We start from the raw sequence: 23,536 nt of genomic DNA, 5'->3' as shown, positions 1-23,536 counted from the left end.
GTCCACCTGACGGCGAAGCTTACGGCACGCCTCTTCGGGCCAGGCCGTGTGGCACAAACCTAAGAGCGTTCGACAGTAGCCCTGCAGCATGGGCAGGCGTGCTGAAAGCGGGGCGGACTATGATATTGTTACTACTTATGAAAGTCTCAACAGCCCGAATTGCAGTTGTAATCCCGTGCTACAACGAAGCTGCCGCTATCGCCACGGTGATTCACGACTTCAAAACCAGCCTTCCCGACGCCGACGTCTATGTTTTTGACAATAACTCCACGGATGCAACGTCCGAAGTCGCAAACAGGGCTGGCGCCCGTGTCATCAAGGTTCCCTTGCAGGGAAAAGGGAACGTGGTGCGCCGCATGTTCGCGGATGTGGACGCAGATGTATATGTGATGGTCGACGGGGACGCGACCTATGATGCGGCCGCAGCTCCCCAGCTCATCGACGCGCTACTTGAAAACGGCCTCGATATGGTCGTTGGGTCGCGGTTGAGCGATGAACAAGCTGCCTATCGCCTGGGTCACAGGTTTGGCAACGTCTTGCTGACGCAGTGTGCGGCCACGATCTTCGGCAAGACATTCAAAGATATGCTCTCCGGCTATCGCGTGTTCTCACGGCGTTATGCTAAGACTTTTCCCGCCCATTCCGCGGGATTCGAAATCGAAACAGAGTTGGCGGTCCATGCGCTCAGCATGCGCATGCCGGTTGCAGAAATCGAAACGAATTACAAATCCCGCCCGGAAGGATCGGAGAGCAAACTCAATACCTATCGGGACGGGTTTCGAATTCTGACGACCATCTTGAAGTTGTTCAAATCAGAAAAGCCCTTTGCCTTCTTTTTTATCGGCTTTCTCATTTGCGTGATACTTTCCGTCGCTTTGGCCGTGCCTGCCTTTGAAACCTATCTTGAGACTGGCCTGGTTCCGCGAATTCCAACCATTATTCTCAGCAGCGGTCTGATGCTGCTGGGCGCCATCTTGTTGATTTGCGGAATTGTTCTCGATACCGTGACAAGAGGTCGCTATGAAATGAAACGTTTTGCGTACCTCGCCATGTCGCCTGTATCGAGAATGCAACGTGGCAGGTAACACCTACGCTCAATTTCTTCGGTTCGCAGTCGTCGGCATCATTGGATTCGCCGTCGATGCCGGCATTTTATATGTGACACTCAATATTGGATTTGGCCCCTATATTGGTCGCGTCATCTCATTTGTTTGCGCTGTCATTGCTACCTGGCAAATAAATCGACGCTTTACATTCACTCAGCGCAAACCAATTTCCCTGTGGCGCGAGTGGCAGCAATATTTTTTAGCCATGTCACTTGGCGGCGTTTGCAATTACGCCACTTACGCGCTGGCACTCCGTCTGCTCCCTCCAGACGAAAGCGCCGCCCTTTTGGCCGTCGCTGCAGGCTCGGTAGCGGGCATGTTTGTCAATTTTTCGTCCGCCAAGCTATGGGTATTCAAGCCTCCCAGCCGCACTCAGAATCCACAATGAGTAACGCCCTACAGCCAAAATTCCCGGTCGTGCAGATCAAAAACTGCAGATTGATTTTGACAGCCTTGGCGATCGCGGGCTTCCTATTTAATTTCTATGTATTTTATCCAGGATTTTTAACATCCGACGCTGTCGACCAGTACTCGCAAGCACTGCGTCATCAGTATAGTGATTGGCACCCGCCGTTCATGGCCATGCTGTGGTCCACCCTGCTGCCTGTCCTACCTGATGCGATCGGCATGCTTGCCCTGATATCGGCAGGCCTTTGGGGAGGCGTCGCGCTCTTTGCCTTCCGGCTCACTTCGCAAGTTTCCTATCGAGGGCTTCTTGTTTTTGTTGTCCCTCTACTACCGGTTGTGCTGAATTTCTCCGGCATGATCTGGAAGGATGTGCTCCACGCAGCACTGTGGACATTGGCGTGTGGGATTTTAATAAACGATGACGGGAAAGCGCGACCGGCGAGCATACTGATTCGCGCCTTGTCGGTGCTACTGATCTTGGCTGGCACGCTGGCGAGGCCCAATTCCATATTTGCCAGCTTTCCATTACTCGTGTGGGCCCTGCGCGATGAGTCCACTTGGAAAACGATGGGGCGGGCCGTCGTGGCCGTTTGTCTCTTTGCAGCAGCCGCAGTCGGACTGAACAAGTTGATGGATGTGGGAAGGGATCAGGCCGAAACTTCCATTCAGATATACAACCTCGGGGGCATTTCTCATTACACAGGGAAAAATGCGTTCCCTGGGACCTGGACGCCAGAAGAATCGAAAAAGATCACCGATGAGTGTTTTACTCGTCACTCATGGGACAACTATATATGGAGCGCAGCGCCGCCGCGCGCCGATTGCAGCTTCGTGACGCAAAAGTTGCGAGATCAGGGTTTCTGGGGCTCGGCCGAGCTGACGCGCGTGTGGCTCGACCAAATCATTTCGCACCCGAAAGAATATTTACAGAGCAGGCTGCAGAGTTATCAGAATTTTCTCAGAAAGCCCACGCAGGGGCGATCAATAAAGGACGCAGCCACGATCGTCGGTGGAGAAGTTCAGAAAGCACCGAAGCATTCGCTGCTTACGGTGGCGGTGATTGCCTATAGCACAGAACTGGCGAAAGTCTTCCGTCCATGGGTGTTTTGCTTTATTGCTATCGCCTGCATGGCATGGGTGGTTTCGCGATGGCGCTCCGCATCCAATACCATACAGTTTTCGTATGCGATGCTTTGCTCCGCCACAATTTATGCATTAAGTTATTTTCCTCTTGGCGTCGCGTCGGACCTGCGCTACTTCTATTGGAGCTACATCAGCATCTCCATAGCCGCAGTAGTCATTTACTTGAATGCAGCAAGTCATCGCTCCCGGCAAGGAGAGTCGTGGCGCTCTGCACCTATTGGTATAAGCCTCTCCTGCGCCCTTATAGTGGTCGGTCTTTTGATCACGGCGCTGTTTCCCGTATAGCGCCTTGTCACGTCATTTACCGGGCCCTTGCCGCGCGCGTGAAGGTAGTGACCTCTTTTATGCGGCCAAAGTCCGAGTCTGTGCCAGCCGCGAGGGCGAGGACTTCGAGCAGCGCCAGTGGCCTGTGTGGAGCGTGTCCGTCTTCTACAGCCTCATAGCCCATGACGCCCAGTCCGGCGTCGCCGGCCCCGGCGGTCAGAGTCGCTTCGCCACCCAGCTGGCGGCCCGGTACCGCCCCGCCAGCTGGGCGTGGTCGGTAGCGAGGCGCCATAGCGGGGCTTGACCGGCCCTGCGACCTGCTTCGTTCATCCGTCTGGCGATCTCCGAACGGCGGGCGTACACAAGTCAGGCATGCTTATGGGTCTTCGTCCGGTTGACTTGGTTGAGAACTGACGGTGAGGCCGTCTCCAGTCTCTCCCGCTCCGCCGGGGATGAACGCCCGATACGACCTATTGAAGCTTCACAGCTGGCCCCTTCAGAGACCCGCATGGAATCGCACTCCTGGCTGAGCAGTTCGCTCATCTATCTCGCCGCTGCCGTCATCGCCGTGCCGCTGGCCCGCTACCTGGGCCTGGGCGCCATCATCGGCTACCTGGGCGCCGGTATCGCCATCGGCCCCTCGGGTCTGAAGCTGGTCACCGACCCGCAGCAGATCCTGCATTTCGCCGAGTTCGGCGTGGTCTTGATGTTGTTCCTGATCGGCCTGGAACTGGAGCCGCGCCGGCTGTGGGCGATGCGCCGGCCGATCTTCGGCTGGGGCAGCGCGCAGATGATCGGCTGCACCGGGCTGATCTTCGCCGGCGCGGTGGCCGCCGGGCTGACCTGGCCAGTGGCGCTGGTGGCGTCGCTGGGCCTGGCGATGTCGTCGACCGCGATCGCGCTGGCGGCGCTCGACGAGCGCAACCTCAAGGGCACCCGGTCAGGCCAGTCGGTGCTGTCGATCGCGTTGCTGCAGGACATGGCTGCCATCCCCATCCTGGCCCTGGTGCCGCTGCTCGGCGTCGCCGACGCGGTGCACCGTGACACCCCGGCGCACTGGGCGGCGGCCAAGGCGGTCGGCGTGATCGTCGCCATCGTGCTCGGCGGGCGTTTGCTGTTGCGGCCGGCGCTGCGCTGGATCGCCAAGAGCAAGACGCCCGAGATCTTCACTGCGGCGGCGCTGCTGCTGGTGGTGGCCATCGCCACGCTGATGCAGGCGGTGCAGCTGTCGATGGCGCTGGGGGCCTTCCTGGCCGGTGTGCTGCTGGCGGAAAGCGAGTACCGGCGCGAGCTGGAAACCGATCTGGAGCCGTTCAAGGGGCTGCTGCTGGGCCTGTTTTTCATCGCCGTCGGCACCTCGATCGACTTCGGCGTGGTGCTGCAACATCCCGCCCGCGTAGCGTTGATCGTCGCCGGCTTTCTGTTCGCCAAGCTGCTGGTGATGTGGGCCATCGCCCGCACCATCCCGCTGCCGCGCGGCGAGCGGCCGGTGTTCATCTTGCTGATGGCGCAGGGCGGCGAGTTCGGTTTCGTGGTGTTCCAGGCGGCCACCCAGGCGCGCGCCATCGAGCCGGCCACCGCCTCGTTGCTGCTGGCCGCGGTGGCGCTGTCGATGCTGCTGACGCCGCTGCTGCTGGTCGCCGTGGACCGCTGGCTGCTGCCCCGGCTGGCCGACGACAAGCCGGCGATGTCGGAGCTCAACGAGCCGCAGGAAGCGCCGGTGATCATCGCCGGCTTCGGCCGCTACGGCGGCATCATCGGCCGCTTGCTCTACGCCAACGGCCTGCAGCCGACCGTGCTCGACCACGACGCCGAGCAGGTGGCCGCCGTGCGCCGCTTCGGTTGGCGCGTGTTCTATGGGGACGCGACCCGGCTCGACCTGTTGCGCATCGCAGGCGCCGCCCAGGCGCGCGTGCTGGTGATCGCGGTCGACGACATCGAGCAAAGCCTGAAGGTGGCCGACCTGGCGCGCGAGCACTTCCCCCACCTCACCGTCGTCGCTCGCGCCCGCAACGTGACCCACTGGTTCGAACTGCGCCAGCGCGGCGTGACGCTGATCGAGCGCGAAACGCTCGACTCGGCGCTGATGAGCGGGCGCAGCGTGCTGGAGCAGATGGGCTGGATGCCCCACCATGCCCGCCAGCTGGCCTTGCGCTTTCGGCGCCACACGCTGGACCAGCTCGAGGCGCAACTGCCGCATTACCGCGACCAGGCCCAGCTGATCGCGATCGCCAAACAAGGCCGCCAGCAGCTGGAAGACTTGTTCGCGCAGGAGCGGCAAAGCCGTGAGCAACGGCGCCGCGAGGGCTGGGGGCAGTGACGCGGCGGTACGGGCGGGCCGCCGGTCAGGCCAGCCCGTCCCACAGCAGCTTCACGCCGGTCAGGAACATGCCCAGGTAGACCAGGCGGTAGAACCAGTCGGGCCGCACGTGGCGCACCAGCCGCACGCCGACCCAGACGCCGAGCGGCGCGAGCGGCATCAGCACCAGGGCGGTGGCCATGTTGCGCAGGTCGATCAGGCCCAACCAGGCATAGGGGCCCCACTTCGACGCGTTGACGACCGCGAAAAACACCGCCATGGTCGCCGAGAAGGTCACCGGTGGCAGCCGCAAGGGCAGCACGTAGGCACTCACCGGCGGTGCGCCCGCGTGCGCGACGAAGCTGGTGAAGCCCGATGCGACGCCGAGCACGACGCCCAGCCAGCGCCTGGGCGCCCGCGCGTCGGCGCGGGGCGGAAACAGCAGGCGCTGGGCCAGGAACACCAACGTCAGGGCGCCGACGATGGCCGCCACCGAACGTGCCGACAGCACGCCGAACAGCAGCGTGCCGAGCACGGTGCCGACCAGCCCGGCCGGCAGCAGCAGCCGCAACAGGCTCCGGTCAGCCGCCTTCGCGTAGGCGATCACGCCCAGCACATCCATCACTGCCAGCAGCGGCAGCATGATGGCGGCCGCCTGCGGCACCGGGATCGCGAGCGCCATGATGGGCACCGCGAGCGATCCGAAACCGGCGCCGAAGCCGCTCTTGGACAAGCCCATCAGCAGCACCGCCGGCACGGCGGCGGCGTAGAACCACGGGTCGTCGATCATGCCGCCAGCCCGCTCGACGGCGCCGCAGCAGGCCGGCCCGCTCGATCAGCAGGCAAGCGGCCCGTCACAAGAGGCCGCACGCCTCGTCGAAGGCCAACCGCGGGCTGCGCGGGAACAGCCCGCTCGGATCGCCGTGGCCCAGGCTGCAGATGAAGTTGGTCTTGATCGAGGTGCCACCCCAGAACTCCGCGTCGACCGCCGCGGCGTTGAAGCCGCTCATCGGCCCGCAATCGAGCCCGAGGGCCCGTGCGGCCAGGATGAAATAGCCGCCCTGCAGGCTGGAGTTGCGAAACGCCGTCTGCTCGATCTTGGCCGGGTTGCCTTCGAACCAGGAGCGGGCGGTCGGGTTGTGGGGGAACAGCTGCGGCAGCTTCTCGTAGAAGGTGAGGTCCATCCCGACGATGACCGTCACCGGCGCCGCGGCTGTCTTGGCGCGGTTGCCCTCGTCCATCAGCGGCACCAATCGCGCCTTGGCCTCGGGGCTCCTGAGGAACAGGAAACGCGCCGGGCTGCAGTTGGCCGAGGTGGGGCCGAACTTGACCAGGTCGTACAGGCGCTGGAGCAGTGCGTCCGGCACGGGTTCGTCGCGCCACACGTTGTGGGTGCGGGCGTTGTCGAAAAGCTGTTCAGTCGTGATGTTCATGGTGGCCTTGCCGGGTTGACCCGGGGTGAAACCAAAGGAGCGAGAATTGTCCGATGTTCGCTCCATCCCAACACGAAGTACGGCAGTTCTTCTGCGAGGCCTACCGCAAACACCGCGACGGCAGCCCGCTGACGCCGATCGAGGCCATCGCCGCCGACTGGATCGCCGAGCACCCCGAATACCACGGCGACCTGGCCGATCTCGACGCGGCGCTGGCCGCGAGCTACGAGGTCGAGGAGGGGCGCACCAACCCGTTTTTGCACCTGGCGATGCATTTGTCCATCTCAGAACAGATCGGCATCGACCAGCCGCGCGGCATCAAGCAAGCCTACGAACTGCTGGCGCACAAGCTCGGCTCGGCGCACGACGCACAGCACGAGGTGATGGAATGCCTGGGGGAGATGATCTGGGCCTCGCAGCGCAGCGGGCAGCCGCCCGACGGCGAGGCGTATATCGACTGCGTGCGCCGGCGGGCGACACGTTGAGGCCCGCTAGCAGGCCGCCCCGGCCAGCCTGTCGCGCAGCGGACACCGCCGGCGCACGACAACCACTACGCTAGTCCACTGAATCAGGAGTGGCTTTCCCCGGGACCGGCGCTCGAAACGAAACAGCCGCTGCAACGGCAGCGGCTGTGGCGCAGAGAGGCAAGCCGCCCGGGCGGCAGCCCCCCGATTCGATCAGCGGAAGCGGTCTTGCGGCACCACCTTGACGTCGCCGGGCAGCGAGCCGAGGTACTGGGCCATCGCCTTCAGTTCTGCATTGCTGAACTGTTTGGCCTGGCCGGCCATGATGGCGTTGGAGCGCCCCACATGGGGGTTGGTGTCGGTCTTGTAGGCCTTGAGGGCCACGAACAGGTAGTCGGAATGCTGACCTGCAATCTTGGGATAGCTGGCGTCGATCGGCTTGTTGAAGTTCTCGCCGTGGCACGACACGCAGGCGCCCTTCTTCAGCAGCTCGGCCACCGCGGCCGGCGCCGCCTGCGGCTGGGCCGGCGCCTGGCCGCCGCCGGCCTTGTTGCCCAGCTCTTCGTAATAGGCCGAGATGTCGGCGATGTCCTGGTCGGTCAGCGACTCCGCGATGCCGCGCATGGTCGGGTGCTTGCGCTCGCCCTTCTTGTACGCGTTCAGCGACGCGGCGATGTAGCCGGCGGTCTGCCCGGCGATCATCGGCACCTTGTGCACCTCGGGAAAGCTCGACTGGTAGCCCGGAATGCTGTGGCAGCCGATGCACATCGCGACCTTCATCGAGCCCGACTTGGCGTCGGCCTTGAGGGTCTGCGCCGAAGCAGCGCCGTGAACGCCAGCCAATGCGGCCAGCACCATCATCGTGGAAAGCACTTTTTTCATGGGGTTGCGCAGAGCCTGGAAATTTGAATCAACCCCGCATTATAGGCGGCCCTCTTATACTGGCCGCACCCTGCTAACTCATTGATCCCGAACAGATTCCATGAAGTTCAAAGGTTCACAGAACTACGTCGCCACCGACGACCTGATGCTCGCGGTGAACGCCGCGCTGACGCTCAAGCGTCCGTTGTTGGTGAAGGGCGAGCCCGGCACCGGCAAGACGATGTTGGCCGAAGAAGTGGCACAAGCGCTGGGCATGCCGCTGTTGCAGTGGCACGTCAAGTCCACCACCAAAGCACAGCAGGGCCTGTACGAATACGACGCGGTGAGCCGCTTGCGTGACAGCCAGCTGGGCGACGAGCGGGTCAAGGACATCCACAACTACATCGTCAAGGGTGTGCTGTGGCAGGCCTTCGAGGCCGAGCAGCCGGTGGCGCTGTTGATCGACGAGATCGACAAGGCCGACATCGAGTTCCCCAACGACTTGCTGCGCGAACTCGACCGGATGGAGTTCTACGTCTACGAGACGCGGCAGATGATCCGGGCCAAGCACCGGCCACTGGTGTTCATCACATCGAACAACGAGAAGGAACTGCCCGACGCCTTCTTGCGCCGCTGTTTCTTCCACTACATCCGCTTCCCCGACGCCGACACCATGAAGAGCATCGTCCAGGTGCACTTCCCCGGCCTCAAGCAGGAGTTGCTGGGTGCGGCGCTGAAGAACTTCTACGACGTGCGCAACCTGCCGGGCCTGAAGAAAAAGCCGTCGACCAGCGAACTGCTCGACTGGCTGAAGCTGCTGGTGGCCGAAGACATCCCGCCCGAAGCGCTGCAGAGCAAGGACGACAAGGTGGCGGTGCCGCCGCTGGTGGGTGCCCTGCTGAAGAACGAGCAGGACGTGTCGCTGTTCGAGAAGCTGGTCTTCATGCAGCGGCACAACCGCTGAGCCGGCGGCGATGGCCTTCGACGTCACGCCGGTCACGCTGGCCGGCCGTCACGCCCGGCTCGAACCGCTGTCGCTCGATCACGTGCCGGCGTTGGCCGAGGCGGTGCAGGACGGCCGCCTGTGGGAGCTCTGGTACACCCAGGTGGCGCCACCGGAGCATATGCAGGCCGAGGTCGAACGCCGGCTCGGGCTGCAGGCGCGCGGCAGTATGCTGCCCTTCGCGGTGCGGCGGCTGTCGGACGACCGGGTGGTCGGCATGACCACCTACATGCACATCGAAGCCGCGCACCGTCGGCTCGAGATCGGCAGCACCTGGTACGCCGCCTCGGTCCAGCGCAGCGCCCTGAACACCGAATGCAAGCGGCTGCTGCTCGGCCACGCCTTCGAGACGCTGGGCTGCATCGCGGTGGAGTTCCGCACCCATTTCATGAACCACGCCAGCCGCCGGGCGATCGAGCGTCTGGGCGCCAAGCTGGACGGCGTGCTGCGCTCGCATCAGGTGATGCCCGACGGCACCTTGCGCGACACGGCGGTCTACAGCATCGTCGCGGCCGAATGGCCCACGGTGAAGCGGCACCTGACGTGGCAGTTGGAGCGGCCGCGCTGAACTGCGGCGGCCGTTGAGTCAACACGATGGATACAGCGACACGTCGCGGGCGGCGGGCCGTCGAAGGCGGCCGCTCAGGCGTAGAACAGCTCCTTCGCCGAGCGCTCCTTGTAGGCCATCTTGGCCAGCGCTCGCAGCAGCATCGCCACCGTGCCGGCGAACGCCTCGTCGAAGGCCGCCTCGCCGCCGCTCACGCCCACCACGATGCCGTCCAGGCAAACGCTGCCCCACAGCGTCGTGTCGCCCGAGCGCAGACGGTAAGGTTCGTCCATCTGCACGCGGAAGCTGTCGCGGCCATGCTCCCAGCTGACGCGGGTCTTGGCACGTGCGAAGGCGGCGTAGTCGGCGTCCCACTTCTCGCGCGGCCCGCCGATGGCCTGTTCGTACAGGATGGCCTCGTCGAAGCTCGCGTTCATCGGCGTGCGTGTCGGGTCGGTGATGACCACATACAGAAAGCCGCTCTGGTTGATGCGCTCGTCGCGCGTCGACGCGTCGAGGATGGGCAGGGCCAGCTCGACGGCGCGCTGCGCCATTTCACGCGTGATCAGGGCGCTGCCGGTGTGTCGTGTGGTGGTGCTCATAGCGTAGATACAGAGTTGGGAAGTAGCGTCGCCGCTCCACGGCAATCACCGTGCCGGGGGCCCGCAGCCGCGGGGGTGTCGCGCCCCGGCCGGCGTCCCGGCAGCCTTTGCCGCCGGCCGCGGCAAGCTTTACGGCCCTGTCCAGTGAGCGTCTGCTTGCACATCGAAGGCCCGGCCCGGGCCACAATAACGCCAACCTCGAGGCACCCCACATGCTGATCGACTTCTTCTTCACGCTGCGCACGGCCAAGCTGCCGGTCTCGATCAAGGAATACCTGACGCTGCTCGAAGCCATCAAGAGCGGCGTGATCGACGACGAAGGCGGCCCCACGGTCGACAAGTTTTATTACCTCTCCCGCACCACGCTGGTGAAGGATGAAGCCAACTTCGACAAGTTCGACCGGGCCTTCGGCGCTTACTTCAAAGGTGTCGAGCTGCTGACCGACTTCACCAAGGACATCCCCCTCGAGTGGCTGCAAAAGCGGCTCGAACTCGACCTGTCGCCCGAAGAAAAGGCGCAGATCGAGAAGCTCGGCTGGGACGAGATGATGAAACGCCTGCGCGAGCTGTTCGAGAAGCAGAAAGAGCGCCACGAGGGCGGCAGCCGCTACATCGGCACCGGCGGCACCTCGCCGTTCGGCGCCTATGGCTACAACCCCCAGGGCATCCGCATCGGGCAGGACAAGTCGCGCAACCGCAGCGCGGTGAAGGTGTGGGACCAGCGCCAGTTCAAGGACTACGACGACGGCCTCGAACTCGGCACACGCAACATCAAGGTGGCCTTGCGCCGTCTGCGCCGCTTCGCCCGCGAAGGCGCGCACGAAGAACTCGACCTCGACGACACCATTCGCGCCACCGCGGCCAACGCCGGTTACCTCGACATCAAGATGGTGCCCGAGCGTCACAACAACGTGAAGGTGCTGCTGCTGATGGACGTCGGCGGCACGATGGACGAGCACATCCACCGGGTCGAAGAACTGTTCAGCGCCGCCAAGGCCGAGTTCAAGCACCTCGAGTTCTATTACTTCCACAACTGCGTCTACGACTACATGTGGAAGAACAACCGCCGCCGCTACAGCGAGAAGTTCCCGACCTGGGACGTGATCCGCAAGTACAACAAGGACTACAAGCTGATCTTCATCGGCGACGCCACGATGAGCCCTTACGAGATCCTGCAGCCCGGCGGCAGCGTCGAATACAACAACGAGGAACCGGGTGCCGAATGGCTGCAACGCCTGACGCATGCGTTCCCGAAGTACGCCTGGATCAACCCGGAGCCGCAAGGTGTGTGGGACTACCGCCAGTCGATCGCGGTGATCCAGCAGATCATGAACCAGCGCATGTTCCCGCTGACGCTGGCCGGGCTCGAATCCGCCATGCGGCTGCTCAGCAAGTGATGATGACGATGCCGCGTCAACCCGAATGAGCATGCCGTGGACAGGCTACGTCCGCTGGCTGACCTTCGCCGGGCTGGGCCTGGCGCTGTCGGCCGGGCCATTGCAGGCCCAGGAAGTCGACGAGGCCGCGCCGCCCGCTGATGCCGCGTCGGCGCCGCCGCCGCCCACCGGCGAGCGCGCCGCCACCACCCGCAGCGGCACCGCCTACCGTTTGCGCATCGAAGCCCCGGACAACCTCGACGACCTGCTGCTGCTGCACCTCGACCTGGCGCGTTTCCGCAGCGAGCCCGACATCACCGAAGTCGAAGTCGGCCGCTTGATGAGCGCGACGCCGGCCCAGGCGCGGGCGCTGCTCGAGACCGAGGGCTATTTCGGCGCCGAGGTGGACGTGCGCCGCGAGCCGGCGGCCAACCCCGGCACGCCGGCGCTGATCGTCGTCACCGTGCGCCCCGGCCCGCGGGCCACCGTCGACCGGCTGACGCTGGAATTGCAAGGCGACTTCCAGGAAGCGCTCGAAAAAGAAGACCCGCGCACGATGCGGCGCGACCGCGGCCTGCGCAACCGCTGGCCGCTCAAGCCCGGCGCCGTGTTCACCCAGGCGGCCTGGACGGCCGCCAAGAACGGTTTGCTGACCAGCCTGCGCGGCGAGGGCTACCCGGCCGCCACCTATGCCGGTACCGTCGCGCAGGTCGACGCCACGACGCACAAGGTGCGCATCTTCATCGTCGCCGACAGCGGGCCCTTGTTCCGCATCGGCGAGATCCGCGTCGAGGGCATCGAGCGCACCACCGAGTCGGCGGTGCGCAACCTGGCGCCGTTCGACCTCGGCGACGTGTTCACCGAGAAGATGCTGCTGGACTACCAGGAAACGCTGCAGAAATCGGGCCTCTACGAAGGTGTGGCGGTCGAACTCGACCCCGATGTCACGCGTGCCGACACCGCGCCCATCGTCGTGCGCGTGCGCGAGAACAAGCTCAAGTCCGCCACCTTCAGCATCGGCTTCAGCTCCGACACGGGCCCCCGCGCCGGCCTCGAATTCACCCACCGCCGGCCCTTCGGGCAGGAGTGGGTGGCCAGCACCAAGCTGCTCTACGGCCGTGACGAAAAGCTGGCATCGCTCGACCTGCTCTCCTACCCCAAGCCCGAGCGCTACCGCAACCTGGTGTCGCTGATGCACGAGGACCTGGCGTCCGGCGGCGCCGACACCCTCACCCAGCGGGTGCGCTACGGCCGCCTGCAAGACCAGGAGCGCATCGACCGGCTCTACTACCTCGAGTTCAACCGGACCCGGGTCGACACCAGCGGCAGCACCCGCACCGACCGCGCGCTGTGGGGCAACTATGAATGGACCTGGCGCGACGTCAACAACATCGTCTTCCCCACCCGCGGCTGGATCGTCACCGCCCACGGCGGTGCCGGCGTCTCCTATGACGCCGAGGACGACCGCGGGCCCTTCGGCCGGCTCTACCTGCGCGGCACGCGTTACCACCCCCTCGGCGAGCGTCGCTTCCTGCAACTGCGCGCCGAGGCCGGCCAGGTGATCAAGCGCGACACGCTGGGCGTGCCGGACTCGCTGTTGTTCCGCGCCGGTGGCGACGAATCGGTGCGCGGTTATGCCTATCGCACGCTGGGGCCCGAACGCGACGGCGAGGTGGTCGGCGGGCCGGTGCTGCTGGCCGGCTCGGTGGAACTCGACTGGCCCTTGTCGGCACGACTGCGCGACTGGTACGGCGCGGTCTTCGTCGATGCCGGCAACGCCGCCGACAACTGGCGCGAATACAAGGCGGCGCGCGGCTACGGCTTCGGCGTACGCTGGCGCAGCCCGATTGGCCCGCTGAAGGCGGACCTGGCCTACGGCGAGGCGACCGGCAAAGTGCGTTTGCACATCACCGTCGGCACCAGCTTCTGATCATGGACAGCACCAGCCCCGGGGCGTCCCCCGCACCCGTCCCCCCACCCGCTCCGACCGCCCCCCGGCGAGCACGTCGTGCACTGCGTCGGGCGTTGTGGGCCACCTTGGCCTTGATCGCGCTGGCAGCACTGGGTCTGGTCGCAACCCTGCGATGGATTGCCCACAGCGAATCCGGCACGCAATGGGCCCTGTCGATGCTGGCCCGCCAACTGCCCGGCTTCACCGTGCGCGACGTGCACGGCGCGCTGCTGGGCGACTTCCGCGTCGCGCGCCTGAGTCTGATGGCAGGCACCACGCGGGTGACGCTGCGCGACCTGCAATGGCAGGGCCTGCGCGTGCACGACTGGCAGTGGCACGCTCCCTATCTGACGCTGCAGGCGCGCTCTCTGAGCGCGGCCGGCGTCGAGGTGCTGCCGGGCCCGAAACCCGCCGAAGAGCGACCGCCCTCACCGGCCCCCCGCTCGCTGCGCTTGCCGGTCGCGCTGCGCCTGCAGACCCTGCGCATCGACCAGATCGGCTTCGCCCCCCAGCAGCCACCGCTGACCGACCTGCTCGCCCAGGGCATCACCCTCGGCGTGGAACAGCGCGTCGACCGCTTCAGCGCGCGTTGGAGCGGCGTGGTGGCCGAGGGCCGCCTGCAGTTGCAAGGGGACGCGCCGCTGCTCCTGCAGGCCCGGATCGATGTGCGGGGACCGGGCGTCCCTGCGCCAGAGGCGCCGGCCACCCCTTCTGCACCTGCCGCGTCCACCGCGTTGGCCCGGCCGGCCGCCCCGGCGTCCGCCCCTGCAGAGCCGAAACCGCTTGCCGGCGCCGTCGCCGAGTGGGCCCGCCACCTCGACATGGTGCTGACCGCGCGGGGGCCATTGGAGCGTTTCGAAACCGAGCTGACCTTGCACATGCAGCAGCAACAGCTGGCCGCCTCCGCACAAGTGACGCCCTTTGCGCCGACACCGGTCGCCCAGCTGAACGCCAAGTTCGAGAAACTGGACCTGGCCACCCTCCTCGCGCCGGTGGCCGTGAAGGCGCCGACCACCGCGCTCACTGGCACCGCGCTGGTGTCGCTGGCCGACGGGGGACGACCCGGCGCGCCGATGAGTATCTCCGCCGACATCGGCAACACCGAGTCCGGCCCGTGGGACGCCAAGCGTTTGCCGCTGCGGCGCGTGATGGTGCGTGCCAGCGGTGTCGGCGATCGCTGGACCCTGGCCGAGGCCGAACTCGAGGCGGCCGGCGCCGACCAGCGCAAGGCGGGCCGCCTGACCGCCCAGGGCAGCTGGAACGCCGGACAGCTCGATCTGAAGACGCAGCTCGACGGCCTGCTGCTCGATGCCCTCGACCGCCGCATGGCCCCGCTGCAGCTGAGCGGCCCGGTCGAAGTCGCGCTGCAGATGCCGCCGCCCGCCCCGGCGGACGCGGGCGCCGGGCGCCGCGACCCCCAGGCGGCGGCGGCACCGGCCTTCCGGTCGGCCCGCCTCAAGGCGCAACTCGCCGGTGCCGTCAGCGCGCCCGCCCGCGCCAACGTCCCTGCCGCCTTGGCCGACCAGTCTGTACAGCTGACCCTACAGGCGCAGGCCACGCCGACCCGATATCAGCTCGACGTGCTACAGGCCCGTGCCGGCGCCGCGCGCCTGGATGCCAAGGGCCATGCCGAGCGGCGGGGCGAACAATGGGCGCTCGACGGCGGCCTGACCTTGCAATCCTTCAATCCCGCCTTGTGGCTGCCCGGCCCGGCCGAGGCGGGATGGCGGCGCGCGCGCACCCAACTCAACGGCGACGCCGCGCTCAAGTTCCAGCTGCCGGCCGAGGCCGCCGACACCGCGGCGCTGCTGCGCCTCGCCGCCGGCAGCCTGAAGGTGCGGCTGCACGACAGCATCGTGGCCGACCAGCCCGCCACGCTGGACCTGGACGCCCAGGCCGACGGCGCCGGCCGAGTCGACGCCCGCAGCGAATTGCAGGCCGCCGGCAACGCGGCGCGGCTGGAAGCGCTGCTGCGCGTGCCGGCGCCCGGCCGGTCGGCGGCGCTCGACGACCGGCTCGAACTGCACCTCGACGCACCCACGCTGCAGCGGCTCGCCCCTCTGGCGCAGGCCTTCGGCATCCCCGGCCTGCAAGGCAGCGCGCAACTCGATGCCGAGGCGCGCGGCCCGCTGGGCGGCTGGATCGCTGCCCAGGCGGCCGCTGCCGCTCCAGCGCCAGCGAACGGCAACGGCGCCAAAGCGGCCCGCGGCAAGCCCGCCTCCACCCCCCCGCAAAAGCCAGCCGCAAGCACGCCGCCACCGCCGCTGCCCACCATCCACACCGAGGGCAAGGTGGCGGTCGACGGGCTGCGGTTGGGCGACCTGTTGGCGTTGCAACGCCTGCAAGGCCGGTGGAACGCCAGCACCGACACGCAAGCCCCGATGACGGCACAACTGCGCGCCGAACAACTGCAGCTGAAGCAACTCGAAGTGCCGAGCGCCGAGTTGCAAGGCGACGGCAGTAGCGCCGACCATCGCTTCCGGCTCGACGCCCAGCTCCGCCCACCGGCACAGCAACGCGCGGCGGCCGCGGCCTCCACCGGCACCGACGCGGGCGGCGGCTCGGCCAGCGTCGGCAGCCCGGCCAACCCTGCCCCGCTCGTCCTGGCGGCCCGCCTGCACGGCGGCTTGCTCAGCGGCGCGGCGAACGCGAGCGGCTGGCGCGGCGTTCTCGATGAGCTCTCGCTGCGGCCGCTCGAGGGCGGGGCCGCACCGGCCACCCCTGCGGAGCGCCTGCCGCTGTTCGTGACCCGCGACGTGTCGCTCGAATGGATGCGTGACGACACCGGGCAACGCGCCGCGCTGTCACCCGGCCAGGCCGAGGTGCTGGGCGCCGTGCTGCGCTGGCGTGAGGCGCGCTGGCAGCAAGACGCCACCCGCCAGGAGCTGAACCTCGAGGCGGACATCGAACCGTTCGCCGTAGCGCCGCTGCTGCAGCGCGTGCAGCCGGACTTCGGCTGGGTCGGCGACTTGAAGCTGGGTGCGCGGGTGTCCGTGAAAGCGGCGCCCGAGCTGACGGCCGACATCGAGATTGCCCGGGCGGGCGGCGACCTGCAGATCAACGAGTACGGCATCGTGCAATCGCTCGGCTTGAGCGATTTGCGCTTGCGCCTGCAGGCGGCCGGTGGCGTGTGGCGCTTCAGCGAGCTGGTGGCCGGCAGCAATCTGGGCCGCGTGGCCGGCGAGCAGACGGTGCGCACCGCTGCCACGCAGCTGTGGCCCGAGCCGCAAGCGCCGCTCGACGGACAGCTGCAGGTGCAGGTCGACAACCTCGCGACCTGGGGGGGCTGGGTGCCCGCCGGGTGGCGGCTGGGCGGCCAGCTCAATGGCCAGGTGGACCTGTCGGGGCAGTTCGGCGCGCCCAACCTGACCGGCGCGCTGCGCGGCCAGCGGCTGACCGCCCGCAACGCCTTGCAAGGTGTCGCGCTGAGCGAGGGGTTGGTGGACATCCGCTTCCAGGGCGACACGGCGCGCATCGAGACCTTCCGTTTCGCCGCCGGCGACGGCACGGTGGAGCTGACCGGCGCCGCCCGTCTGGGGGAGCAGCCGCAGGCCCAGTTGCGCTTGATCGCGAGCCGCTTCGCCTTGCTGACCCGGGTGGACCGGCGCGTCGTGGTGTCCGGCGAAGCCGCCGTGCAACTCGACCAGGAGCGCATCGGCGTGGACGGCCGCTTCCGGACCGACGAAGGTCTGATCGACATCAGCCGGGCCGACGCGCCGGCGGTGTCCGAAGACGTGGTGGTGCGCCGACCCGGCGACGCGCCGGTCGACCCCGACGCGCAGGACCCCGAGGGCAGCAACGGCGCGAAGCCGGCTGCGGCGCGCGCCCTCGCGCTCGACGTGGTGGTCAACCTCGGCGACCGGTTCCGGCTGCGCGGCCGCGGCATCGACACCCGGATCGCGGGTGAACTCCGGCTCACCTCACCGCGCGGGCGTCTGGCGGCACACGGCGAGATCCGCGCACAGGACGGCAAGTACGAGGCTTACGGCCAGGAGATGGACATCGAGCGGGGTGTCTTCACCTTCGTCGGCGAGATTGGCAACCCGCGGCTGGACATCGTCGCAGTGCGCCCCAACCTCGACGTGCGCGTCGGGGTGACGGTGGCGGGCAGCGCCTTGGCGCCGCGCGTGCGCTTGTTCTCCGACCCGGCGTTGCCCGACACCGAAACCCTGGCGCTGCTGATCACCGGCCGCAGCTACGACAGCCTGGCCGGCAACCAGACGCTGCTGCTGCAACGCGCGGCGCTTGCGCTGCTGGCCGGCGAAGGCGGCGGCGACGACAGCATCATGAAGCGGCTGCCACTCGACGAAATCTCGGTGCGTCAGACCGAAGGCGCGGTGCCCGAGACCGTGGTGACGCTGGGCAAGCAGATCTCGGAGCGGGTCTACGTCGGCTACGAGCGCGGGTTGAGCGCGGCGGCCGGGTCGTGGCAGCTGATCTACCGGATCGCGCAGCGCTTCACGCTGCGGGCCCAGTCGGGCGAAGACTCGGCGGTCGACCTGGTGTGGCTGTTCCGCTGGAATTGAGGACACGTCAGGGCGACGACCCGAGCATCAAGGCGACGCTGATGCAGAAGAACGCGTGGCTGAACAAGACCGCGAACACCACGCGAAACCCGTGCCCTTGGCCCAGGTGCGAGCGGTGGGGCGCGAGCCGGTCGTAGTACACGGGCACCCGCGCGCCGACTCTTTTTCGGCGCGACCGCGGTGTTGCTCACCCAAGCCGTCTTGGCGGCCCTCGCGGCATCGCTGTTGATCGCCCGAGGAATCGCCCGATGGGTAGGCCGGCGACGGGACGGTTGGCCGAACGGCGGGAGACCGGCGCGGTGTGAGGGTGCCGGCGGCCCACAGGATTGCCACCCGGGGCCTTCCTGCCCGACTGCCCCTAGAATGTCGCCTGCTCCCGCCGTAGTTCAATGGATAGAACGAGCGCCTCCTAAGCGCTAGATACAGGTTCGATTCCTGTCGGAGGGACCACCCGCCGCCTTTGCTGCGCGCTCGACCCGGCCGCCCTGCGCAGCTGACCGCCGCCTCTCCTGCCCCTGCGGGCACGCCCCCTGCTCCCCCGGTTGACGCCTGCTTCCCCTGCCGAAACCCGCGTCATGCCCTCGTCCGCCCTGCTGCCCGCCAGCCGATTGACCGACCTGCGCCTGCAGCGCCAGTCCTTGATCGCCGGCCGCTCCTACCGCTGCCAATGCGGCCGCCACGTGTTCTTCCGCAACACCCTGTGCCTCGCCTGCCAGACCCCGCTGGGCTACGAGCCCGATCTGGCGCAAGTGGTGCCGCTGAAGCCGGGCGCCGAGGCGGGCTTGTGGCAGCTGTTCGGCAGTGCCGATGGCGGCGACCCCGGCGCGAGCTATCGGCGCTGCGCCAACTTCGAGACACCGGCGGGCTGCAACTGGCTGGTGCCGCTCGACGCGCCGGTGCCCTCCGCGCAGAGCCTGTGCGTCGCCTGCCGCCTGAACCGCACCATCCCCGACCTCAGCCTGCCGCAGAACGGCGTGCTGTGGGGGCGCATCGAGACCGCCAAGCGGCGCCTCGTGTCGTCGTTGCTGGCGCTCGGCTTGCCGGTGCGGTCGAAGCTCTCCGAAGACCCGCAGCAGGGGCTCGCCTTCGACTTTCTGCAGAGCCTGCCCGGTGGGCCGGCGGTGATGACGGGCCATGCCGACGGCATCATCACGCTCAACATCGACGAGGCCGACGACGCCAAGCGTGAGCACATGCGGCAGCAGATGCACGAGCCCTACCGCACGCTCCTGGGGCATTTGCGGCACGAGGTGGGCCACTACTATTGGGACCGCCTGGTCGCCGGCAGCCCCTGGCTCATCCCCTTCCGCCAGCTGTTCGGCGATGAACGCGCCGACTATGCCGCGGCGCTGCAGCGGCACTATGCCGAAGGCGCGCCGCCCGACTGGGCGCTGCACCACGTGAGCGCCTATGCCAGCGTGCATCCGTGGGAGGACTGGGCCGAGACCTGGGCGCACTACCTGCACATGGTCGACACGCTCGACACCGCCTTGAGCTTCGGGCTGGGCTCGGAGCAGGTCGAGATCGACTTCGAACCCTTCACCAGCAGCGCCCTGTATCGGGACGAGGAAGGCGAGGAGATCAGCTTCCTGCCCTTCGTCAACGCCTGGGTGGAATTGACCGCCGTGCTCAACGAGCTGTCACGCAGCATGGGCGCGCCCGACTTCTATCCCTTTGTGCTGTCGGTCGACGCCGTGCGCAAGCTGCACTTCGTGCACCTGGTGCTGCGGCAGCGCGACGCCCACGCGGACCGGTAGCGGTGCAGGAGGCGACGCGCCGGCGGGCCTTTCGTCACGAAGCCGAACCCGGCGACCCGCGGCCTTCGACCTCGGCGTAAATCTCGTCCATCAGCGCCCGGGCGCGCGCTCGGATGGCGGCATCGGTGTTTTCCTCCGCTGCCTGAGCCGTGGTGGGCGTCTCGGCACGAGAGCCGACCGGCGTCTCGGCGCCGACCACCATCGGCGGTGGGAGCACGACGGCAGCCTCAGCGCCTTGCGACGGGAGCCGCGACGGGGGGACCGCAGCGTTGGGTTCGGTAGGCCGAGCCGTGGTGCGCGTCCCGGCGCGAGAGCCGACCGGCGTCTCAGCGCCCACCACGATCGGCGGTGGGAGCACGACGGCGGCCTCAGCGGCTTGCGACGAGAGCTGTGACGGGGGAACCGCAGCGTTTGCCTCGCCAGTCTGAGCCGTGGTGCGCGTCTCGGCACGAGAGCCGACCGGCGTCTCGGCGCCCACCACGATCGGCGGTGGGAGCACGACGGCGGCCTCAGCGGCTTGCGAGAGGGGCCGCGACGGGGGCTCGGCAGCGTTCGGCTCCGCAGAGAGCTTCACCAGCGTCCGGTTCGCCGAGGCTTCGCCGCGCGCCGTGAGCTTCAGCACCAGCTCGACGCCGTTTTCCTTCAGCGTGCTGGTGGCCTCCGACGCGGACGCGCCTGACGGGCGCCAGCTCGACGGCTCCGTCAGCAGACGGTGCATCTCCTGGTCGAGTGCCTGCAGCTCGAGTGCCGCCGCGGGCTCGAGCGGCGCGCGGTGGCTGTTCACGTCGCCGACACCTCGCAGTGATTGGGCCTGCGCATGGTAGGCGTCGATCAGGTCGGCCACTTCCGGCCGCAGGCTGCGCCCTTCGACGAAGGTCTGGTTGCCCTTGGCGGCCAGCGCCTTCACCTCCCGCAAGAAGGTGTCGAACTTGGCCGCGCCACCCACCAGCACGCCGTCGGCATCGCGTTCGCCGATCACCGGCTCCCACTGTGCGCGCTGGCTTTCGAGATAGGCGATGAATTCGTTCGCGCTGCCGAACTCGCGCTGCTGCGAGCACAGCTCGGGTGTGAGGCGCCCCCGTTCCTTCGTCAACCGCGTGACGCCGTTCTCGGTGCGCAGTGTGATGTCGGTGCCCGCGCCCAGCAAGGCGAGGCCGGGCAGCGAGACAGACTGCACCGGCGGCGCGGTGGTGAAGATGCCGTTGGGGCCGCCGGGCCCCCCCTGTGCAGTGGCGTGGCCCAATTGCACCGCCGGGGCCGATGCCGCCAGCGAGGCGCCGAGGGCCAGGTTGTTGCGGATGCCCTGGCCCGCCACGGTCGTCGTCCATTTGCCTGCGCGGTCGTCGCGTAGCGCCGACATCCGGTTGTGCTCCAACCCCGCCGACACCGACGGCCCCAATCGCAGCCCCGCGATGTTGACGCTCGCGCCGGCACCCGCGCTGACCCCGGCCTTGGTCGTCTTGGCCTGGTGGCTGACGAAGGTGAACGAGACGTCCGGATCGTTGCCGTAGCGGTCGGCATAGCGCTGCCACAGGTCGGCCTTGTCGGCCGGCCGGGTCTGCCCGTCGCTCGGTCGCACCTGGTCGAACAGGAAGTTCACGACTTCCGCCGTCTTCTCTTTCCAGGCGTCGCCGGATCCCTTGCGGGTGCGGATCGCCACGCCCTCGGCTGCCAGCGTCTCGCCGCCCACCTTGGCACCGACCGACGCACCGATCCCCACCCGCGAGCCCGCCGGCCAGCCGAGGGAGACGTTGACGCCGGCATGCGCCGCCTTGCGCCGCTCCGTGCCGATGAAGACCTCGCCGCCCACGCCCGACACGCCGAACTGCACCGTGGCATGGCGGCCGGTCTCGGCCTTGACGTCGGGCCCCGCGCCGAGCGACGGCGACTGGAAGCCCGCCACGCCCAGGCCGGCCGAGACCGACAGGCCGGTGGTGCCGCCCTCGGAGAAGCGTGCGACGTCGTTGCCCCGCACCAGCTCGAGCGCCAGCGCACGCATGTCGTCCACCGTGAAAACCTTGGGCCGCTGCTTTTCGCCTCGGGCCGTCTCGCGCAGCTTGGCGATGTCCTGCCCGAAGCCGTCCAGGCCGCCCACGCCTTGGGCCCACGCCTCCAGCGTCTTGAGCCGGAGCTTGTGGTCCATGCCCTTCAGCTCGCGCTGCACGATCCTCGGGTCGACCCGGTGCCCCGAGAACAGCTGCGCGGCGCGCTGCTCGATGTCCTGAGCCTGCGGCTTGATGTCTTTGCGACCCACCTCGCGCCAGTGGTCGAGCACCGCCAGCTTGACGAGCGTGCTGTTCAGCACCGCCTCTTCGTTGGCGGTGCGGGCCGGCAGCCCGATCAGTCGCCCGGCTTCCGCATGCAAAGGTGCGCGCAGGCGCAGGATCGCCCCCTCGAGCCCGGTGCGGAAGGCCTCCTGCTCGGTCTTCAGGTCGCCGAGCGTGGCGCCCTGCGCGCCTTCGCGCATGTGCGTCATCGGCGACAACCCCTTGCCGAAGGGCTTGGCGAAGGCGCGCCCGATGCTTTCCACCACGGTTTTCGGCGTCAGTCGCTTGACGCCGGTCTCGCCGCGCTCGGCATACGGAATGAATTTGTGCAAGCGCTGCAGTGCCCGGCTGAAGTCGCTGTTCTTGCCACTCTCGGTAAAGCCGTTCTGCCACGCCACGTAGGCGGCGTGATGGGTGGCATCGACGCCGTGCATGTCGCCGGTGCGCACCGCCATCGCCCACATCAGCGCCTTGTGGGCCAGGCGGTCGCGGTGGTCGTCGCCTTCGCCGATGCGGCGGCCCGACTCGGGGTGAGCCACGGCGACGCGGTGGAAGGCTTCGAGCGACGCGGTGCCGCCGGGGTTGACGCCGCGTTCGAGCAACAGGCTCGAGATCTGCAGCGCGGCCTCATAAGCTTCGCGCAGCGCCGGGGTCGCCGGCCCGCCTTCCATCGCGCAGAGCGCGTCCATGCCGGCCGGCGTGGCGGCCAGCAGGCGCTGCAAGCGGTGGGCGAACACGGCCTGTTCCGGCGGCAACGACGCGACGCCGCCGGCGAGGCCGTCGAGCAGCTGCGCGGCGAGTGCGGTGTCTTGATGGCAGACCTTGTGCAGCGCAGTCGCGATCATCAAGGGGCGCTCGAACGGCCGCCCGGAGGGGCCGGGCACCGCATGCGCGAGCACGCGCTCGGCCAGCGCCTCGCTGCCCGGGCCGAGCAGGGTGGTGATGGCAGCCTCACAGGCCTGGCGCGAGCGGAAGGCGTCCCGGCTTTTCGGCGCCTGCGGTGCGCCGCTGCCGACGGGAGTCTGTGCCGTGATCATGGCCGTCGCCGCGTCCACACGGCCTTGCAGACGTTCCTGCTTCAGCGCGGAGAGCCGCTTGCCGCTGAGCGCGAGTGCCTCGGCCGAGGGGCGCGCGGGACCTCGTACGTCGGGCCGCGTCGGGCCAAGATGCGCCTGCGTTGTCAGCGGGCTGGTGCGCCACTTGATCGGCCCCGCGCGTTTCAGGTCGGCCAACGCTGCCGGGACTGTCGCCGAGACGGGCGCGGGCGGGTTGGCCGGCGCTTGGGTGCGGAGACGCTCGGTGTCGGTGTCAGGTGCTCTTCGAGAGATTGGCCCCAGTTTCATGGTCTGCCCCGTCAGGTTGGTCGCCGCGCCGGACGGCGGCCGTGGGGCAATCTAGGAAGGCGGGGGACGGCGCAAGGGGCCGAAAGCGAAGCGGGGTGATGTTTTGCGAAGCGGGTGCGCGGGCGGCAGTTTCGAGGGCGCCGGCGGTGGGGAGAGATTGGGTTGGGGGCCCCAGATGACAAAAAG

Annotated in this window: 17 protein-coding genes and 1 tRNA gene; 12 read left to right on the top strand and 6 right to left on the bottom strand. The window is 67.6% G+C overall.

What is annotated here, in order from left to right:
• Nucleotides 1–137: 137 nt before the first annotated feature.
• The 4 genes from AAW51_RS06480 (at nt 138) to kefC (ending at nt 5,241) form a co-directional block, all read left to right on the top strand.
• Nucleotides 138–1,085 carry a glycosyltransferase family 2 protein gene (locus tag AAW51_RS06480; protein WP_047197493.1) on the top strand — a complete coding sequence of 316 codons (948 nt, stop codon included), beginning with the start codon at nt 138–140 and terminating at the stop codon, nt 1,083–1,085.
• Nucleotides 1,075–1,494: a GtrA family protein gene (locus AAW51_RS28970; protein ID WP_083438122.1), complete on the top strand. Its 420-nt coding sequence runs from the start codon at nt 1,075–1,077 to the stop codon at nt 1,492–1,494. The genes AAW51_RS06480 and AAW51_RS28970 overlap by 11 nt, the downstream gene beginning before the upstream one ends.
• Nucleotides 1,491–2,942, top strand: a complete 1,452-nt coding sequence (locus tag AAW51_RS29755; protein ID WP_157359642.1) for a hypothetical protein — start codon at nt 1,491–1,493, stop codon at nt 2,940–2,942. The genes AAW51_RS28970 and AAW51_RS29755 overlap by 4 nt, the downstream gene beginning before the upstream one ends.
• A gap of 487 nt (nt 2,943–3,429) precedes the next feature.
• The gene (gene kefC / locus AAW51_RS06475; protein WP_047193951.1) at nt 3,430–5,241 is read left to right on the top strand and encodes a glutathione-regulated potassium-efflux system protein KefC; all 1,812 of its coding nucleotides are present in this window, start codon (nt 3,430–3,432) and stop codon (nt 5,239–5,241) included.
• A gap of 25 nt (nt 5,242–5,266) precedes the next feature.
• Here the strand turns inward: kefC and AAW51_RS06470 are convergent, their stop codons facing one another.
• The gene (locus tag AAW51_RS06470) at nt 5,267–6,010 is read right to left on the bottom strand and encodes a sulfite exporter TauE/SafE family protein (RefSeq protein ID WP_047193950.1); all 744 of its coding nucleotides are present in this window, start codon (nt 6,008–6,010) and stop codon (nt 5,267–5,269) included.
• A gap of 64 nt (nt 6,011–6,074) precedes the next feature.
• The gene (locus AAW51_RS06465; RefSeq protein ID WP_047193949.1) at nt 6,075–6,653 is read right to left on the bottom strand and encodes a malonic semialdehyde reductase; all 579 of its coding nucleotides are present in this window, start codon (nt 6,651–6,653) and stop codon (nt 6,075–6,077) included.
• A gap of 53 nt (nt 6,654–6,706) precedes the next feature.
• On the opposite strand from AAW51_RS06465, the gene AAW51_RS06460 reads away from it, so the two are divergent.
• Nucleotides 6,707–7,138, top strand: coding sequence for a DUF1841 family protein (locus AAW51_RS06460; RefSeq protein WP_047193948.1), 432 nt, complete (start codon nt 6,707–6,709; stop codon nt 7,136–7,138).
• A 192-nt stretch (nt 7,139–7,330) separates the two neighbouring features.
• Here AAW51_RS06460 and AAW51_RS06455 read toward each other — a convergent pair whose 3' ends face one another.
• The gene (locus AAW51_RS06455; protein WP_047193947.1) at nt 7,331–7,999 is read right to left on the bottom strand and encodes a c-type cytochrome; all 669 of its coding nucleotides are present in this window, start codon (nt 7,997–7,999) and stop codon (nt 7,331–7,333) included.
• Nucleotides 8,000–8,099: 100 nt separating this feature from the next.
• On the opposite strand from AAW51_RS06455, the gene AAW51_RS06450 reads away from it, so the two are divergent.
• Together AAW51_RS06450 and AAW51_RS06445 are read left to right on the top strand one after the other, a co-directional pair.
• Nucleotides 8,100–8,942: an AAA family ATPase gene (locus AAW51_RS06450; protein WP_047193946.1), complete on the top strand. Its 843-nt coding sequence runs from the start codon at nt 8,100–8,102 to the stop codon at nt 8,940–8,942.
• Between the two features lie 10 nt (nt 8,943–8,952).
• Nucleotides 8,953–9,549, top strand: a complete 597-nt coding sequence (locus AAW51_RS06445) for a GNAT family N-acetyltransferase (RefSeq protein ID WP_047193945.1) — start codon at nt 8,953–8,955, stop codon at nt 9,547–9,549.
• A 74-nt stretch (nt 9,550–9,623) separates the two neighbouring features.
• Here the strand turns inward: AAW51_RS06445 and AAW51_RS06440 are convergent, their stop codons facing one another.
• A complete protein-coding gene (locus AAW51_RS06440) occupies nt 9,624–10,130 on the bottom strand; it encodes a hypothetical protein (RefSeq protein WP_047193944.1) in 507 nt (168 codons plus the stop codon).
• Between the two features lie 212 nt (nt 10,131–10,342).
• Between AAW51_RS06440 and AAW51_RS06435 the strand changes: the two genes are divergently transcribed.
• The 3 genes from AAW51_RS06435 to AAW51_RS06425 all read left to right on the top strand — a co-directional run bounded on the left by AAW51_RS06435 (nt 10,343) and on the right by AAW51_RS06425 (nt 17,983).
• Nucleotides 10,343–11,527: a vWA domain-containing protein gene (locus AAW51_RS06435; protein WP_047193943.1), complete on the top strand. Its 1,185-nt coding sequence runs from the start codon at nt 10,343–10,345 to the stop codon at nt 11,525–11,527.
• A 31-nt stretch (nt 11,528–11,558) separates the two neighbouring features.
• Complete coding sequence (locus AAW51_RS06430; protein ID WP_047197492.1) at nt 11,559–13,436, top strand: autotransporter assembly complex protein TamA; 1,878 nt, start codon at nt 11,559–11,561, stop codon at nt 13,434–13,436.
• A 95-nt stretch (nt 13,437–13,531) separates the two neighbouring features.
• Nucleotides 13,532–17,983, top strand: a complete 4,452-nt coding sequence (locus AAW51_RS06425; protein WP_047193942.1) for a translocation/assembly module TamB domain-containing protein — start codon at nt 13,532–13,534, stop codon at nt 17,981–17,983.
• 7 nt (nt 17,984–17,990) lie between these two features.
• On the opposite strand, the gene AAW51_RS29750 is transcribed toward AAW51_RS06425, so the two are convergent.
• On the bottom strand, nt 17,991–18,131 hold the full coding sequence (locus AAW51_RS29750; protein WP_157359640.1) for a hypothetical protein: 141 nt from the start codon (nt 18,129–18,131) through the stop codon (nt 17,991–17,993).
• Nucleotides 18,132–18,358: 227 nt separating this feature from the next.
• Here AAW51_RS29750 and AAW51_RS06420 point away from each other — a divergent pair.
• Nucleotides 18,359–18,433 (top strand) — tRNA-Arg (locus AAW51_RS06420).
• 125 nt (nt 18,434–18,558) lie between these two features.
• Entirely contained in the window at nt 18,559–19,740 is a 1,182-nt protein-coding gene (locus AAW51_RS06415; RefSeq protein WP_053013384.1) for a zinc-binding metallopeptidase family protein, read from the top strand.
• A 34-nt stretch (nt 19,741–19,774) separates the two neighbouring features.
• Here the strand turns inward: AAW51_RS06415 and AAW51_RS06410 are convergent, their stop codons facing one another.
• A complete protein-coding gene (locus tag AAW51_RS06410) occupies nt 19,775–23,350 on the bottom strand; it encodes a hypothetical protein (protein WP_157359638.1) in 3,576 nt (1,191 codons plus the stop codon).
• Between the last annotated feature and the right edge of the window lie 186 nt (nt 23,351–23,536).

The sequence above is a fragment of the Caldimonas brevitalea genome (genome assembly GCF_001017435.1).
Taxonomy (GTDB): Bacteria; Pseudomonadota; Gammaproteobacteria; order Burkholderiales; family Burkholderiaceae_C; genus Caldimonas; species Caldimonas brevitalea.
Note: the sequence above shows the minus strand (reverse complement) of the source record. Positions and strands in the feature narration are given on the sequence as shown.

Coding starts and splice junctions, on each gene's coding strand:
- AAW51_RS06415 (WP_053013384.1), top strand. CDS start 18,559: ATGCCCTCGTCCGCCCTGCTGCCCGCCAGCCGATTGACCGACCTGCGC.
- AAW51_RS06450 (WP_047193946.1), top strand. CDS start 8,100: ATGAAGTTCAAAGGTTCACAGAACTACGTCGCCACCGACGACCTGATG.
- AAW51_RS06410 (WP_157359638.1), bottom strand. CDS start 23,350: ATGAAACTGGGGCCAATCTCTCGAAGAGCACCTGACACCGACACCGAG.
- AAW51_RS06480 (WP_047197493.1), top strand. CDS start 138: ATGAAAGTCTCAACAGCCCGAATTGCAGTTGTAATCCCGTGCTACAAC.
- AAW51_RS06430 (WP_047197492.1), top strand. CDS start 11,559: ATGCCGTGGACAGGCTACGTCCGCTGGCTGACCTTCGCCGGGCTGGGC.
- AAW51_RS29755 (WP_157359642.1), top strand. CDS start 1,491: ATGAGTAACGCCCTACAGCCAAAATTCCCGGTCGTGCAGATCAAAAAC.
- AAW51_RS06465 (WP_047193949.1), bottom strand. CDS start 6,653: ATGAACATCACGACTGAACAGCTTTTCGACAACGCCCGCACCCACAAC.
- AAW51_RS06455 (WP_047193947.1), bottom strand. CDS start 7,999: ATGAAAAAAGTGCTTTCCACGATGATGGTGCTGGCCGCATTGGCTGGC.
- AAW51_RS06470 (WP_047193950.1), bottom strand. CDS start 6,010: ATGATCGACGACCCGTGGTTCTACGCCGCCGCCGTGCCGGCGGTGCTG.
- AAW51_RS06440 (WP_047193944.1), bottom strand. CDS start 10,130: ATGAGCACCACCACACGACACACCGGCAGCGCCCTGATCACGCGTGAA.
- AAW51_RS06445 (WP_047193945.1), top strand. CDS start 8,953: ATGGCCTTCGACGTCACGCCGGTCACGCTGGCCGGCCGTCACGCCCGG.
- AAW51_RS06460 (WP_047193948.1), top strand. CDS start 6,707: ATGTTCGCTCCATCCCAACACGAAGTACGGCAGTTCTTCTGCGAGGCC.
- AAW51_RS06435 (WP_047193943.1), top strand. CDS start 10,343: ATGCTGATCGACTTCTTCTTCACGCTGCGCACGGCCAAGCTGCCGGTC.
- kefC (WP_047193951.1), top strand. CDS start 3,430: ATGGAATCGCACTCCTGGCTGAGCAGTTCGCTCATCTATCTCGCCGCT.